The following is a 14282-nucleotide window of genomic DNA, read 5'->3' on the forward strand; positions in this document are numbered from 1 at the left end:
CCCAACGTGGTAGGGGCTTCCCGAAGGGAAGCCCATCCCGGCCGGAGGGTTTCACGTTCAAAGGCAGATGCGGCAGCATCTGGCATCCGAAACGATGAACGACTCACGATGAACCAAAAGACCGCCGGATTTTCCGGCGGCCTTTTCCAACCTATTCACGCAGCAGATGGATAATTGATTACTGCAATTTCGGTCAGTGAATTTTTGACCTGGTCGACAAGTTGTTCCAGACGGGCGGCCACTTCATCAGAATAAGAAACTTCACCACATTGTGTACAAACTTGAGAGGGTACGTTCTTGACAATAACAATGCAGTTTCCCAAATCGACCATGAAGGTTGTCAGTTTATTTTCAAGGGTTCCTTTGCATAAAAAACATTTCATTTCAGACTACTCCTTTCTGTGAGAGAAAGTATCATCCCATTGCAACGGGTCAGGCCTATAGGCAGTGATAATCCAGAGAATACCATCTCCAACTCCGCAAACAATATGCAGAGGCCCACTTTTCAAGGCAAGACTTAAAATTAGACAGCTGGGATAGGGAAAGTCGTCAGGGTAATATTCAATCACTTTTCCTGAGGCAATGGCATTTTTAACATCTTCCCGAGATATGTTGCGTTTGATTAGACGCTGCATTACATGATTTGTCCATTGTATTTTACCTTGATGACATAATGACTGTATGAGTTCTATGGTCAGCATCTTTTTATTCCCTTCTGTTATTTTTAATATTATAACATGGATCGGAACAGAATGAGTTTGTAACCTGAAGAAGGGAACAGGGCCGCTTTTCCGTCTCACGTCTCACGCCGATGGAAATCATCTGCCGGGGGCAGGTGGTCATGAGCTGACAGTCACTAGTCTCTAGTCTCTAGCGGCAGGAGGGAAACCACGGGGCGGGTTCCTGGGAACGTATAAAAACGGCGGCCGGGACGGGCGTGCCTGGGGCCCGCCCCTACGGCGTTGGGGTCAGAGGTTGGATAGAAGGATCAGGGAAACGGATTTTTCGATGAGTCCGTTTCCCTGATTTTTTTCATTGGCGCTTTGATATCAACGTGGTAGGGGCTGCCGGGACGTGAAGTACAGTCCGGTCCGTTGGGGCCGGAAGGCTTTTTCCATACAAAAAGAACCCGCCCAAACAGGGCGGGTTCTTACCTTCGGCCGCTGCCGTTGACAGCTGACCGTTGACCGGGCTGCTGCTTCGCAGCACACCTTATTCTTTCGCCGGAAACAGTTTCGTCAGGCCCCATGTCAGGCCGGCGAACAGGGCCATGACCACGAACAGGGTGGGGTAGGCGATGACGAGAAGCTGCAGGGCTGCGGTTACGGAATCCATGTTTCTGCCTCCTTTACATTAACACCGGGATCAGGGCCATGGCCAGGCCGCCGGCTACCACGCTGGCCACCTGTCCGGCCACGTTCACTCCGATGGCGGACTGGATGATGAAGTTGGTGGGATCTTCCTTCAGGGCCATCCGGGCGATGACCCGGCCGGAGATGGGGAAGGCGGAAATGCCGCAGGCCCCGATCATGGGATTGATCTTCTTTTTCAGGAACAGGTTGGCTATTTTGGCGAACAGCAGGCCTCCCACCGTATCGAAGATGAAGGCTACCGCACCCAGGGCCAGGATCTTCAGCACCTGGAGGGTCAGGATGTTTTCCGCGGTCATGGTGGCTCCTACGGTGATCCCCAGGAGCAGGGTCACCAGGTTGGTCAGTTCATTCTGGGCACAGTTGGACAGGCTGTCGCAGCAGCCGGACACTTTCAGCAGGTTCCCGAACATCAGGGCTCCGATGAGGGGTACGGAAATGGGAGCGATGATCCCGGCGATCAGGGTGACCATGAGAGGGAACAGGAACAGGGCTGTCTGGGATACGGGCTTTTCTTCGTGATAGGGCATCCGGATCCGCCGTTCTTCTTTGGTGGTCAGCAGCTTCACCACAGGAGGCTGGATAATGGGCACCAGGGACATGTAGCAGAAGGCGGTGACGGTAAGGGGAGCCAGCATCTCGGTGGCGAATTTCTGGGCCACGAAAATGGTGGTGGGGCCGTCAGCAGCGCCGATGATCCCGATGGAAGCGGCTTCGTTGAAGGGGAAGCCCACCAGGGTGGCGCAGAGAGTGGCGGCGAAGATCCCCAGGTGGGCGGCGGCTGCGAACAGCATCATGTAGGGAGCCCGGATCAGGGGAGTGAAGTCGCACATGGCGCCGATGCCGATGAAGATCAGCACCGGGAACAGTTCGTTGGCGATGCCCATGTTGTACAGTACGGTAAGGAAGCCCGGTTCACCGCCCCCGGTGGGCATGACGGCAAAATGGCCGGGGATGTTGGCCAGGATGCAGCCCACCCCCATGGGGAAAAGGAGCACCGGCTCGTAGCCCTTCCGGACCCCCAGCCAGATCAGGATGGCCCCGATGGCCAGCATGACCCAGATGGTCCAGTCGCCCATGGCGAAGACCCCGGAAAACAGTTCCTGCAGTACTTGGCTTGCGTTTGACATACAATCACCTCATTGTAGAATGTGCCAGGTAGAACACCAAAAAAGAGGACCGGACATTTTTCAATGCCAGGTCCTCATGATCCCTCCTGCCCCTGTGCCATACGCAGGAAGGTTTTATCCATTTGTATGTGGGTATTATAGCGTATTTTGAGGGGGAGCGCAAGGGGGAAGTGTGGTATAATAGGATTCGAATCTGGAGGCGGTGCCTCCTACTACAGGGGAGTGACAGAAATGGATTTCAAGGAAGTTATGGAAAATGCCAGAAAATGTCTGGGTAAATGCAAGGGCTGCCCGGTGTGCAACGGGGTTGCCTGCCGGAACACCATTCCCGGCCCCGGGGCCAAAGGAGTGGGGGATACGGCCATTCGGAACTATGCCAAATGGCAGGACATCCGTGTGGTGATGGATACCCTTTGCGAAAAACGGCCGGTGGACACTTCCATCGAACTGTTCGGACGGACCTTCAAATATCCTATTTTCGCCGGGCCGGTGGGAGCTGTGGCCATGCACTACAGCGACAAATACAATGATGTGACCTACAATGCGGAACTGGTGCCCGGGTGCGCGGAAGCGGGCATCGCCGCCTTTACCGGGGACGGGATGGATCCCCAGGTGATGCAGGGAGCCACCGCTGCCATCAAGGCCTGCGGAGGCGTGGGGGTGCCTACGGTGAAACCCTGGAACGCCCAGATGATCGCTGAAAAAATGGACCTGGTGAAACAATCCGGGGCCTTTGCCGTGGCCATGGACGTGGATGCGGCCGGGCTGCCCTTCCTGAAGAATTTCGTCCCCCCTGCGGGCAGCAAATCCGTGGAAGAAATGCAAGCCATCATCAAAGACGCGGGTCTGCCCTTCATCATCAAGGGGATCATGAGCGTGAAGGGGGCCCTGAAGGCCCGGGAAGCCGGTGCTTCTGCCATCGTGGTGTCCAACCATGGGGGCCGGGTGCTGGACCAGAGCCCGGCAACGGCGGAAGTCCTGGAAGAAATCGCCGTAGCCGTAGGCGGCACCATGAAGATCTTTGTGGACGGGGGCATCCGCAGCGGGGTGGATGTGTTCAAGGCCCTGGCCCTGGGGGCTGACGCGGTGCTCATTGCCCGTCCCTTCGTAAACGCGGTCTATGGGGGCGGCAAGGAAGGCGCCAGACTCCTGGCGGACAAACTGGGGGCGGAACTGGCGGACACCATGGAAATGTGCGGCGCCGCTTCCCTGAAGGAAATCTCTTCGGAAATGGTCCGGAAATAAGGTGGAGGGGCTTTGAACCAGATTAGACATTTTTCCCCTTCCCAGCTGATCGCCCTGACTTTCGCCGGGCTGATCCTGGCCGGGGCCCTGCTGCTGATGCTGCCCTTTGCCGGCCGGGAAGGGGCAGGGCTGTCCTTTGTGGACGCTCTCTTCACCGCCACTTCCGCCTCCTGTGTCACCGGCCTTGTGGTGGTGGATACAGGGACGTATTTTTCTACTTTCGGCCAATTGGTGATCATCGCCCTGATCCAGCTGGGGGGCCTGGGACTGGTGCTGTTCGCCACGTTGTTTTCCGTATTGCTGCGGAAAAAGATCGACCTGCAATCCCGGCTGAACATCCAGGCTTCCCTGAACCAGGACGAACTGGATGGGGTGGTGCGGATGAGCCTGCGGATCGCCAAATACACGGCGGTGATCGAAGGGTTCTTCGGCACGGTGCTGGCCTTCCGGTTCTGGCCCCAGTACGGCCTCCGGGGGATCTACTACGGCTACTGGCACGCGGTGTCTGCCTTCTGCAACGCCGGGTTCGACCTGTTCGGCCACTACCAGAGCCTGACGGCTTTTGTGGGGGATCCGGTGGTGAACCTGTCCATCGGCCTGCTGATCATCCTGGGGGGCCTGGGGTTCGCGGTGATGCGGGACGTGCTCCAGAAACGGAACTTCCAGCGGCTGAAGCTCCACAGCAAAATGGTGCTGACAGTGACCGGGCTGCTGATCGCCATCGGGATGATCGGGTTCGCTCTGCTGGAAAGCCGGAATCCTGCCACCCTGGGCAGCCTCAGCACCGGGGATGCCTTCTGGGCCAGCTTCATGCAGTCGGTGAGCCCCCGGACCGCCGGGTTCAACTCCGTGGACCTGAACAGCCTCCGGGTGCCCACCATGATCCTCACCATTTTCCTCATGTTCATCGGGGCATCCCCGGCATCCACCGGGGGCGGCATCAAGACCACCACCTTTGCCCTGCTGCTGCTGAACATCTGGCAGGTGGTCCGGGGCAAAAGCGAATGTGAGATCTTCGGACGGCGGATCGGGGAGGAGACCCTGTTCCAGGCCTTCGCCATCACCAGCCTGTCCCTTCTGTGGGTGGCCTTTGCCACCCTGGCCCTCACCTGCCTGGAGGACACCAGCTTTCTGGCGGCGGCTTTCGAAGTGGTGTCCGCCTATGCCACGGTGGGGCTGTCCACCGGGCTCAGCCAGCATATCGGCACCGCCAGCAAGATCATCCTGATTTTGTCCATGTATGCAGGCCGGGTAGGGTTCATGACCTTCGCCCTGGCCCTGGCGGCCAACAAACCTTCGGGACACATCCATTATCCCAAGGAACATATCATCATCGGTTAGGAGTTATGGGGATATCATGAAAAACAAACAGCAATTTATCGTCTGGGGATTGGGCCGGTTCGGCAGCAGTGTGGCGGAAACCCTCACTGCCCTGGGTCACGAGGTCCTGGGCGTGGACAACAATGAAGATGTGGTGGAAAACATGGCGGACAAACTGACCCATGCGGTGGTCTGCGACGTAATCGACGAAAAGACGGTGAACAGCCTGGGGATCCGGAATTTCGACGTGGGGATCGTGGCCATCGGCACCCTGGAACCCAGCCTGCTGGCCACCATGCTGCTCCGGGAAGCGGGGCTGAAGACCATTGTGGCCAAGGCTTCCAATCCCATCCACGGGAAGATGCTGAAGAAGCTGGGAGCCACCAAGATCATCTATCCGGAACGGGACATGGGACGCCGGGTGGGCCACAACCTGGCCTACACCAATATCCTGGATTTTGTGGAACTGTCCGACAACATCTGCCTGATGGAAGTGAACCTGAGCCCCAAAATGGCTGGGAAAAGCCTGGCGGAAATGGACGTGCGCCGGAAGTACCAGGTGAACGTGGTGGCCATCAAACACCAGGACGGCTCCACGGAAATGACCCTGGAACCCACCAAGCCCCTTGCGGAAGGGGACCTTTTGGTGGTCATCGGCAGCCGGAAAAGTGTGGAAGCCCTGGAGGACGGCATATGATCAGTACCCTGACATCGTTGAAGAATGACCTGGTGAAGCGGGCGGCTTCCCTGAAAATGAAAAAATACCGCCAGAAGGAAGGCCTGTTCCTGCTGGAAGGGAAACGGGCAGTGGAAGAAGCCCTGGCTTCCCAATGGAATATCCGGGCCCTGTTCTTTACCCGGCTGCCGGAAGGCTGGGAACAAAAGGCGGAAGAAAGCAGCCTGCCCTGGTATGAAGTGCCCCTGCCGGTGCTCCAGAAGATCACCGCCACCGAAGACCCTCAGAGTGTGGCGGCCCTGGTGGAGATCCGGCCCCGGGACCTGGGGGATTTTGCCCCGGACCGGGGATTCGTGCTGGTGCTGGACCAGATCCGGGACCCGGGGAACCTGGGGACGTTGATCCGCACTGCCGATGCCCTGGGGGCCGCCGGGGTGGTGCTGCTGAAGGATACGGCGGACCTGTACAATCCCAAGGTGGTCCGGTCCACCATGGGGTCCCTGTTCCACCTGCCGGTGCTTACCGGGGTGGAGCCGGCGGACCTGGAAACCTGGTGCCGGAAAAACGGATACGCCCTGTGGGCCACGGCCCTGGAAGGGGCGGAAGACATGACGAAGCTCCAGTGGCCGGCCAAGACCGCCCTGGTGCTGGGCAGCGAGGCGGAAGGGGTGTCCCCGGAGCTCCTCAAAGCCGCGGACCAGAAGGTGAAGATCCCCATGGCCGGCCAGGCGGAAAGCCTGAACGTGGCTGTAGCCGGGGGCATCGTAATGTTCCAGGCGGCCCGCTCCTTTTCCAGTTGACCACCGGGTCTAAGAAGTGTATAATAAACACGAATTTCAAACCAACAGGCGATGACAGAGACAGTACGCTTCTGGCTGGTACAGCGATCCGGGGAGGGTGGGAGCCCGGACAGGAGGCCTTTTGCGGAAGATCACTCTGGAGCCGGTCTTTGAACCAGCAGTAGGGGACCCGGGTTATGACCGTTATCCCATACAAGAGTGGCAGCAAAGCTGTCATGAGGGTGGTACCACGGGCCCTTTTGTCCCGTCCCTTTCGGGGGACGGGATTTATTTTTTTGGAGGTGTGCAAGAGTGAGCAAGAAAGACGACAAGTACGCAGCAACCCTGAATCTTCCGGAAACGGAATTCCCCATGCGGGCAGGGCTGCCCAAACGGGAACCGGATTTCCTGGATTTCTGGTATAAAAATGATATCTATGGAGAAAAACAGAAGCTCCATGCAGGCCACAAGAAGTTCGTCCTCCACGACGGACCTCCCTACGCCAACGGCAAGATCCACATGGGCCATGCCCTGAACAAGGTCCTGAAGGACATCATCATCAAATACAAATACGCCCAGGGCTATGACACCCCCTACGTCCCCGGCTGGGATACCCACGGCATGCCCATCGAACATGCCTGCCTGAAGGCCACCGGGGTGGACCGTCACAAGCTGTCCCCGGTGGAACTGCGGAAAATGTGCCGGGAATATGCCCTCCAGTGGATCGACACCCAGCGGAAGGACTTCAAACGGCTGGGTGTGCTGGGCGACTGGGACCATCCCTATGTAACCCTGGATCCTCATTTCGAAGCGGAACAGATCCGGGTGTTCGGCACCATGGCCAACAAGGGCTACATCTATAAAGGGAAGAAGACCGTATACTGGTGCCCTCACTGCGAAACTGCCCTGGCCGAAGCGGAAATCGAATACGCCGACCAGAAGACGCCCACCATTTTCGTGAAGATGCCGCTGGTAAAAGACAACGGGCTGACTCCGGAAGCCGCCAAGGGCAAAAAAGCTTATATGGTGATTTGGACCACTACCCCCTGGACCATTCCTGCCAACGTGGCTGTGGCCCTGAACCCGGACTTTGACTATGCCTGGGTGGAATACAACGGGGAAGTGCTGATCATGGCCGCCGATATGGTGGACAAAGTGGCCCAGGAATGCGGGGTGGAATTCGGCCCTGTGCTGGGGACCACCAAAGGCCGTGCCTTTGAATATGCGGAATGCGAACATCCCTTCCCGGAATACAACCACCGGAAATCCCTGGTGGTGCTGGCTGACTATGTGGACAAGGAAGCCGGTTCCGGCTGCGTCCATACGGCTCCCGGCCATGGGGACGTGGACTATCTCACCGGTCTGAAATACAAGCTGCCCATCCTGTGCCCGGTGGACCAGAAGGGCTGCTTCACTGAAGAAGCCGGGGAACTGTTCCAAGGCAAGTTCGTCTTTGACAGCAACGGCTTGGTGATCAAACATCTGGCGGAACAGAACGCCATCCTGGGCAAAAAGACCATCCATCACCAGTACGCCCACTGCTGGCGCTGCAAGAACCCCATTATCTTCCGGGCTTCCGAGCAGTGGTTCGCTTCCGTGGACGGGTTCCGGGATGAAGCCCTGAAGGCCATTTCCGAAGACGTCCAGTGGATCCCCAGCTGGGGGGAATCCCGGATCCACAACATGGTGGCCGACCGGCATGACTGGTGCATTTCCCGGCAGAGAGTCTGGGGCGTGCCCATTCCCATCTTCTACTGCGAAGACTGCGGGGAACCTCTGATCAACGAAGACACGGTGGAAAAGATCGCCACCATTTTCGATAAAGAAGGCAGCGACGCCTGGTGGAACCACACCGCCGAAGAACTGCTGCCGGAAGGGACCAAATGCCCCAAATGCGGGGGCACCCACTTCCGGAAGGAAAAGGACATCATGGACGTGTGGTTCGACAGCGGCTCCTCCCACATGGGGGTATGCAAGCGCCGTCCGGAACTGAGCTGGCCCGCGGACATGTACCTGGAAGGCAGTGACCAGCACAGAGGCTGGTTCCAGAGCTCCCTTCTGACCAGTGTGGCCGTCACCGGCAAGGCTCCCTACCGGAGCGTGCTGACCCACGGCTATGTGCTGGACGGGGAAGGCCGGAAAATGTCCAAATCCTTGGGGAACGTGGTGGTGCCCCAGGAAGTCATCGATCAGTACGGAGCGGATATCGTCCGGCTGTGGGCGGCTTCTTCCGACTACAAGCAGGATGTGCGGATCTCCCCGGTGATCCTGAAGCAGCTGGCGGAAGCCTACCGGAAAGTCCGGAACACCATCCGGTACATCCTGGGGAACACCCATGATTTCGATTATGAAACCCAGAAGGTGGCCTTTGCCGACATGGAAGAACTGGACCAGTGGGCCCTCATGCGCTTCGAAGCCCTGAAGAAGGACGTGACCGAAGCCTATGAAACCTACGACTTCCACGTGCTGTTCCATGCCATCCACGATTTCTGCACCGTGGACATGAGCTCCTTCTATCTGGACATCATCAAAGACCGTCTGTACACCAGTCGGAAGGACAGCAAGGCCCGCCGGTCCGCCCAGACCGCCATGACCCAGATCCTCCGGGAACTGATGGTGATGCTGATGCCGGTGCTGAGCTTCACCATGGAAGAAGTGTACCAGTATATGAACAAACCGGCTGATGCTCCCCAGAGCGTGCAGATGCTGCCCTGGCCCCAGGCCCATCCGGAATATGTGAAGGAAGACCTGAAGGCCAAATGGGATGCCTTCATCGCCATCCGGGGTGAAATCACCAAGGTGCTGGAAGGGGCCCGCCGGGCCAAGACCATCGGCCATTCCCTGGATGCCAAGGTGGAACTGTTCGCCACCGGGGATGCCCTGGCGGAACTGAAGGCCGTGGAAAAGGATCTGCCGGCGCTCCTGATCGTGTCCCAGGCGGAAGTCCACGAAGGGCTCACCGACGCCGGGGAAGCCACCGGCCGGGACGACCTGAAGGTGCTGGTGGAAGCTGCCGAAGGGGAGAAATGTGAACGGTGCTGGTGCTACAGCAAGACCGTAGGCCAGGATCCCAAGCATCCCACCCTGTGCGCCAAGTGCTGTGAGGCGGTGGAGTGACACTGGCTGTCAATAGTCAATAGTCAATGGTCAATGGCCGGATGAGGCCAAACGCGGCAGGCGTTTGGCGTTGAAGGGAAACGCAGCCGGGGGCTGCTAACCCACCACCAGCCTTGCGGCTGGTCCCCCGCCCTTGAAAAGGGCGGATATACGCTCGGGCCTCCGGCCCATTGCTTGGGGCACCAGGGCAGCAAGTCTGCATACCCTGAAATGAAGGATTGCGCGTACCTCAAAACGAGGGACTTTATGTCCCGAGTTTTTATCCGCCCTTTACAAGGGCGGGGGACCGTTGCGCTGGCGCAATGGTGGTGGGTTAGCCGCCTTGGCGGCGTTTCCCATCGTGGCCAAACGCATTTGCGTTTGGCTTCCATCGGTTGCTGACCAAAAAGGGATTGTCACTTGACAATCCCTTTTTCCATGGCTACAATATACGCAACGGAGGTATAGTACCATGGAACATCTGAAGACAATGCGGGACAAGAATGGGAAGGATTATCAGGACCTGATCACCCGTCTGAACCGGATCGAAGGCCAGGTGCGGGGAGTGAAAAAAATGCTGGAAGAAGACCGGTACTGTGTGGACATCCTGACCCAGGTCAGTGCCATCACCTGCGGCCTCAATGCCTTCAATAAAAAGCTCCTGGCCAACCACATCAAAAGCTGTGTGGTCAACGACATCCGGGCCGGGGACGATTCTGTAGTGGACGAACTGTGCGAAACCCTGCAGAAACTGATGAAATGAAAAAACGGCGTACTGCCTGTGGAAATTGAAGGAGGAACTGTAATGGAAAAAGAACTGAAAGTCAATGGAATGATGTGCGTCAACTGCCAGAAACACGTCCATGATGCCCTGGCCGCCATGGCCGGCGTATCCAGTGTGGACGTCAACCTGGAAAAAGGCACTGCCAAAGTGACCGCTGACCGGGACATCCCCCAGGATGAATTCAAGAAGGTCATCGAAGAAGCAGGGTATGAATTGGCGTGAGAGCCGGGGCCGGGGGTGTGGAAAATCCACACCCCCTTTTTCGCTTGCGTCCGAAAACCACTCATGATATAATGACTCCTGTTAGATTCGCTGTTGCTTTAGAAGGATTCTTACAGAAGAAAGGATGATTTTCAGTGAAAAAGCAATTGATGGCCCTGGTTATGGCCCTGCTGGTGTGCGTTGGCTGCTCTGGCGCCCTGGTTCCGGCTACGGCCTATGCTGCCGAAACCATCGGTTATGTGGATTTAAATACCGTATTCTCCCACCATCCTGATTTCGCCTCTGCCCGGGCTGCCATGAGCCTGGAACAGCAGAACGCCCAGAAGGAATTCCAGGAAAAGGCCCCCAGCCTGGACGATAACGGCAAACGGGCCCTGGACAACACCCTGACCGAACGGATTGCCAAGAGAGAACAGGATCTGTTCGATCCTATCCGGAAGAAGATCCTGACCGCAGTCCACAAAGTGGCCAAGGAAAAGGGCATCAACACGGTTCTCAGCGCCGGTGCCGTAGTTGACGGCGGCGTGGACATCACCAACGATGTGATGAAGGCCGTAGGAGCAAAATAAATCGGACACGGAAAGGTGCTGCCTGGCAGCACCTTTTTTGCATTTGGAAAGGAAAAAACAATGAACCAAAATGACGACAGCCGCAACCTGGGGGGTGTGGCCTTCCTGCCCCTCATTGTCTTCCTGGCTTTGTACATCGGCTGCGGGCTGGCCTTTACCCTGCTGGGGATCCCCAAGCCCTTCAGCTTCCTGCCCCGGCACGTGGCCCTTCTGGCCGGGACCCTGGTGGCCTTTATGCTGTGGAAAAAGGGCCCCATCGATGAAAAACTGAAAGTCTTCTGCACCGGCATGGGAGATTCCGGGGTGATGATGATCGTACTGATCTATCTCCTGGCCGGGGGGTTCCAGGGGGCAGCGGCTGCCATCGGGGGGAAGACTTCCGTGGTGAATTTCTGTCTCCAGTTCGTGCCGCCGTCCTTCCTGATTCCCGGGGTGTTCCTGATGTGCTGCTTCATTTCCACTGCCATCGGCACCAGCATGGGCACCATTGCCGCCATGGCTCCGGTGGCCATCGGGGTGGCCCAGGGGGCGGGACTCAACGCGGCCGCCGTGTGCGCTGCGGTGATCTGCGGCTCTTATTTCGGGGACAACCTGTCCATGATCTCTGACACCACCATTGCGGCGGCGGAAGGGTGCGGATCCAAAATGAAGGACAAGTTCCGGATGAACTTTGCCATTGCCCTGCCGGCAGCCCTGGTGAGCCTGGTGCTGTTCTACCTGGTCAGCGGCCAGGTCCAGGGAGGCATCCAGGTGGGGGATTACAACCTGCTCCAGGTGCTGCCCTATGTGGTGGTGCTGGTGCTGGCCCTGATGGGGATCAACGTGGCTTTGGTGCTCTTCGGGGGGATCCTCCTTACCGGGTGCATCGGGCTCCTTCAGGGCACCGTGGACATTTTCGGCTGGGCCAAGGGGCTGGGAGATGGCATGGCGGACATGTTCTCCATCAGCATGGTGGCCATCCTGGTGTCCGGGATCATCGGCCTGGTCCGGTACTACGGGGGCGTGGAATGGCTGGTGGGGAAGATCACCGGCTGGATCCACGGCCGGAAAGGGGCGGAATACGGCATCGGGCTTTTGAGCGGGCTCCTGTCCGCTGCCATGGTGAACAACACCATTGCCATTATCGTCACCTGTCCCATTGCCAAGGTGATCGGGAAGAAGTATGACATCGCGCCCAAACGGCTGGCCAGCCTGGTAGACATTTTCGCCTGCAGCTTCCTGTGCGTCATGCCCCACGACGGAGGCATGCTCATCGTCACCCAGCTGGCAGGCACTTCGCCCCTGGACGTAATGAAGTACTGCTACTACGTGTACGCCCTGCTGATCGCCGCCTGCGTGACCATCCAGCTGGGGACCCATGAGGGGAAATAAAAGGCTGCCGGGGGCTGCAGCCTGTCAGCGGTCAGCGGACGAAGGAAGGAACCCGGAAACGGGTTCCTGGAAGGGAAACGCAGCCTAACGCTGCTAACCCACCACCAGCCTGGCGGCTGGTCCCCCGCCCTTGAAAAGGGCGGATATACGCTCGGGCTGACGCCCATTGTTTTTTCAGTACAAGTGCATAATCCCGAGTACTCATTATCCGCCCTTTACAAGGGCGGGGGACCGTTGCGCTTGCGCAATGGTGGTGGGTTAGCCGCCGGAGGCGGCGTTTCCATTCACAGGAACCTGCAGTTGCAGATTCCTTCCTTCGTCCGATGACTGTTGACTTCCGACCAGGGGGTGTTGCACGTTATGTGCAACATCCCCCTCTTGACTTTCTTAACTGTATTTGCTAAAATTACAGTATCACAGATCCCAACGGGTCCTTCAAGGAGGTTATTCTTATGGATTTCTTACATATTACCAAAGACAATTTTGACAAAGAGGTGCTCCACAGCAGCAAACCCATGGTGGTGGGCTTTTCCGCCCCCTGGTGCGGCTACTGCAAACGGCTGAAACCGGCTCTGGGCCAGCTGGCCATGGAAATCGCCGACAAGGTTTCTTTCGGGGCCGTGAACATCGACGAAGAACGGGAACTGGCGGAACAGTTCAAGATCGAAACCATCCCCAGCCTGATGCTGGTGAAGGAAGGCCAGTGCAGCGAACTGCTGGTGAACCCGCCTTCCAAGGCGGCGGTGAAGACCTGGCTCCAGGAGAAAGGGGTATTATGAGCAAAATCTATGACATCCTGATCATCGGCGGGGGCCCTGCAGGCTATACGGCGGCTCTTTACGGGGCCCGGAGCGGCTTTTCCACCGCCGTGCTGGAAAAACTCTCTCCCGGAGGCCAGATGGCCACCACCAGCGATGTGGAAAACTATCCCGGATTCCCGGGAGTGGTGGACGGCTTCGAACTGGGAGAACGGATGCAGGAAGGGGCGGAAAAGGCCGGTGCGGAAACGGTGTATGCGGAAGTGACCAAGCTGGACCTTTCCGCCAACCCCAAAGTGGCAGAAACTTCCGAAGGCACTTTCCTGGGCCGGACGGTGATCCTGGCTACCGGGGCCCATCCCCGGAAACTGGGGATCCCCCAGGAGGACGGCCTGGTGAACCGGGGTGTGGCCTACTGCGCCACCTGTGACGGCAGCTTCTACAAGGACAAGGTGGTGGCGGTGAACGGCGGGGGCAATACGGCCGTAGGGGACGCCCTGTACCTGGCCAAACTGGCCAGCAAGGTATACCTGATCCACCGCCGGGATACCCTCCGGGCCACTCCCGTCTATCTCCAGCGGCTGAAGGATGCCGGGGTGGAGATTATCTGGAACAGTGTGGTTGCCGGGCTCCAGGCGGACAAGAAGCTTACCGGGCTGAAACTGAAGAACGTGAAGACCGGAGAAACATCCGTCCTGCCGGTGGACGGGCTCTTTGTGGCCATCGGCCAGCTGCCGGAAAACGACCTGGTGAAGGGCCAGGTGGAAACGGACAGAAACGGCTACATTGTGGCGGGGGAAGACACCAAAACCTCCGTCCCCGGGGTGTTCGCCGTAGGGGATGTGCGGACCAAGGCCGTGCGCCAGATCATCACCGCAGCAGCGGATGGGGCCGTGGCCGTCCATTTCGCCGAGGAATATCTCAACGAAAAATAAAGGAATACAAGAGGAGGGAAGCAGGCT

General features: G+C 58.1%; 15 protein-coding genes and 1 other annotated feature. Of the genes, 11 read left to right on the plus strand and 4 right to left on the minus strand.

What is annotated here, in order from left to right; translation table 11 throughout:
* Positions 1-155: 155 nt before the first annotated feature.
* From ACZOF8_RS03410 to ACZOF8_RS03425, 4 genes are all read right to left on the minus strand, one after another.
* Positions 156-383, minus strand: a complete 228-nt coding sequence (locus ACZOF8_RS03410) for a type II toxin-antitoxin system MqsA family antitoxin (protein ID WP_022486611.1) — start codon at positions 381-383, stop codon at positions 156-158.
* Between the two features lie 6 nt (positions 384-389).
* Positions 390-701 carry a DUF4258 domain-containing protein gene (locus ACZOF8_RS03415; protein ID WP_329777577.1) on the minus strand — a complete coding sequence of 104 codons (312 nt, stop codon included), beginning with the start codon at positions 699-701 and terminating at the stop codon, positions 390-392.
* Positions 702-1212: 511 nt separating this feature from the next.
* Positions 1213-1335, minus strand: a complete 123-nt coding sequence (locus ACZOF8_RS03420) for a hypothetical protein (protein WP_268234256.1) — start codon at positions 1333-1335, stop codon at positions 1213-1215.
* 13 nt (positions 1336-1348) lie between these two features.
* Complete coding sequence (locus tag ACZOF8_RS03425) at positions 1349-2500, minus strand: sodium ion-translocating decarboxylase subunit beta (RefSeq protein ID WP_022487261.1); 1152 nt, start codon at positions 2498-2500, stop codon at positions 1349-1351.
* A 231-nt stretch (positions 2501-2731) separates the two neighbouring features.
* Between ACZOF8_RS03425 and ACZOF8_RS03430 the strand changes: the two genes are divergently transcribed.
* From ACZOF8_RS03430 to trxB, 11 genes are all read left to right on the plus strand, one after another.
* On the plus strand, positions 2732-3745 hold the full coding sequence (locus ACZOF8_RS03430) for an alpha-hydroxy-acid oxidizing protein (protein ID WP_154487388.1): 1014 nt from the start codon (positions 2732-2734) through the stop codon (positions 3743-3745).
* 12 nt (positions 3746-3757) lie between these two features.
* Positions 3758-5086: a TrkH family potassium uptake protein gene (locus tag ACZOF8_RS03435; protein ID WP_022487263.1), complete on the plus strand. Its 1329-nt coding sequence runs from the start codon at positions 3758-3760 to the stop codon at positions 5084-5086.
* Positions 5087-5102: 16 nt separating this feature from the next.
* A complete protein-coding gene (locus ACZOF8_RS03440) occupies positions 5103-5762 on the plus strand; it encodes a potassium channel family protein (RefSeq protein ID WP_022487264.1) in 660 nt (219 codons plus the stop codon).
* Positions 5759-6541, plus strand: coding sequence for a TrmH family RNA methyltransferase (locus tag ACZOF8_RS03445; RefSeq protein ID WP_022487265.1), 783 nt, complete (start codon positions 5759-5761; stop codon positions 6539-6541). Before ACZOF8_RS03440 ends, ACZOF8_RS03445 begins: the two co-directional genes overlap by 4 nt.
* 42 nt (positions 6542-6583) lie before the next feature.
* Positions 6584-6796: a binding site (T-box leader), on the plus strand.
* A gap of 96 nt (positions 6797-6892) precedes the next feature.
* Positions 6893-9637: an isoleucine--tRNA ligase gene (gene ileS, locus ACZOF8_RS03450; protein ID WP_374047536.1), complete on the plus strand. Its 2745-nt coding sequence runs from the start codon at positions 6893-6895 to the stop codon at positions 9635-9637.
* Positions 9638-10088: 451 nt separating this feature from the next.
* On the plus strand, positions 10089-10379 hold the full coding sequence (locus ACZOF8_RS03455) for a metal-sensing transcriptional repressor (RefSeq protein WP_022487267.1): 291 nt from the start codon (positions 10089-10091) through the stop codon (positions 10377-10379).
* A 42-nt stretch (positions 10380-10421) separates the two neighbouring features.
* Positions 10422-10622 (plus strand): heavy-metal-associated domain-containing protein, encoded by a 201-nt coding sequence (locus ACZOF8_RS03460; RefSeq protein WP_022487268.1) that lies wholly within the window; start codon positions 10422-10424, stop codon positions 10620-10622.
* A 134-nt stretch (positions 10623-10756) separates the two neighbouring features.
* A complete protein-coding gene (locus ACZOF8_RS03465; RefSeq protein ID WP_022487269.1) occupies positions 10757-11191 on the plus strand; it encodes an OmpH/Skp family outer membrane protein in 435 nt (144 codons plus the stop codon).
* 60 nt (positions 11192-11251) lie between these two features.
* Positions 11252-12562: a Na+/H+ antiporter NhaC family protein gene (locus tag ACZOF8_RS03470; protein ID WP_022487270.1), complete on the plus strand. Its 1311-nt coding sequence runs from the start codon at positions 11252-11254 to the stop codon at positions 12560-12562.
* 452 nt (positions 12563-13014) lie between these two features.
* Positions 13015-13341 carry a thioredoxin family protein gene (locus ACZOF8_RS03475; protein ID WP_022487271.1) on the plus strand — a complete coding sequence of 109 codons (327 nt, stop codon included), beginning with the start codon at positions 13015-13017 and terminating at the stop codon, positions 13339-13341.
* Positions 13338-14255, plus strand: coding sequence for a thioredoxin-disulfide reductase (trxB, locus tag ACZOF8_RS03480; protein WP_022487272.1), 918 nt, complete (start codon positions 13338-13340; stop codon positions 14253-14255). The genes ACZOF8_RS03475 and trxB overlap by 4 nt, the downstream gene beginning before the upstream one ends.
* Positions 14256-14282 lie beyond the last annotated feature (27 nt).

Source organism: Acidaminococcus sp., assembly GCF_057597765.1.

Coding starts and splice junctions, on each gene's coding strand:
- ACZOF8_RS03410 (WP_022486611.1), bottom strand. CDS start 383: ATGAAATGTTTTTTATGCAAAGGAACCCTTGAAAATAAACTGACAACC.
- ACZOF8_RS03415 (WP_329777577.1), bottom strand. CDS start 701: ATGCTGACCATAGAACTCATACAGTCATTATGTCATCAAGGTAAAATA.
- ACZOF8_RS03420 (WP_268234256.1), bottom strand. CDS start 1,335: ATGGATTCCGTAACCGCAGCCCTGCAGCTTCTCGTCATCGCCTACCCC.
- ACZOF8_RS03425 (WP_022487261.1), bottom strand. CDS start 2,500: ATGTCAAACGCAAGCCAAGTACTGCAGGAACTGTTTTCCGGGGTCTTC.
- ACZOF8_RS03430 (WP_154487388.1), top strand. CDS start 2,732: ATGGATTTCAAGGAAGTTATGGAAAATGCCAGAAAATGTCTGGGTAAA.
- ACZOF8_RS03440 (WP_022487264.1), top strand. CDS start 5,103: ATGAAAAACAAACAGCAATTTATCGTCTGGGGATTGGGCCGGTTCGGC.
- ACZOF8_RS03445 (WP_022487265.1), top strand. CDS start 5,759: ATGATCAGTACCCTGACATCGTTGAAGAATGACCTGGTGAAGCGGGCG.
- ileS (WP_374047536.1), top strand. CDS start 6,893: ATGCGGGCAGGGCTGCCCAAACGGGAACCGGATTTCCTGGATTTCTGG.
- ACZOF8_RS03455 (WP_022487267.1), top strand. CDS start 10,089: ATGGAACATCTGAAGACAATGCGGGACAAGAATGGGAAGGATTATCAG.
- ACZOF8_RS03460 (WP_022487268.1), top strand. CDS start 10,422: ATGGAAAAAGAACTGAAAGTCAATGGAATGATGTGCGTCAACTGCCAG.
- ACZOF8_RS03470 (WP_022487270.1), top strand. CDS start 11,252: ATGAACCAAAATGACGACAGCCGCAACCTGGGGGGTGTGGCCTTCCTG.
- ACZOF8_RS03475 (WP_022487271.1), top strand. CDS start 13,015: ATGGATTTCTTACATATTACCAAAGACAATTTTGACAAAGAGGTGCTC.
- trxB (WP_022487272.1), top strand. CDS start 13,338: ATGAGCAAAATCTATGACATCCTGATCATCGGCGGGGGCCCTGCAGGC.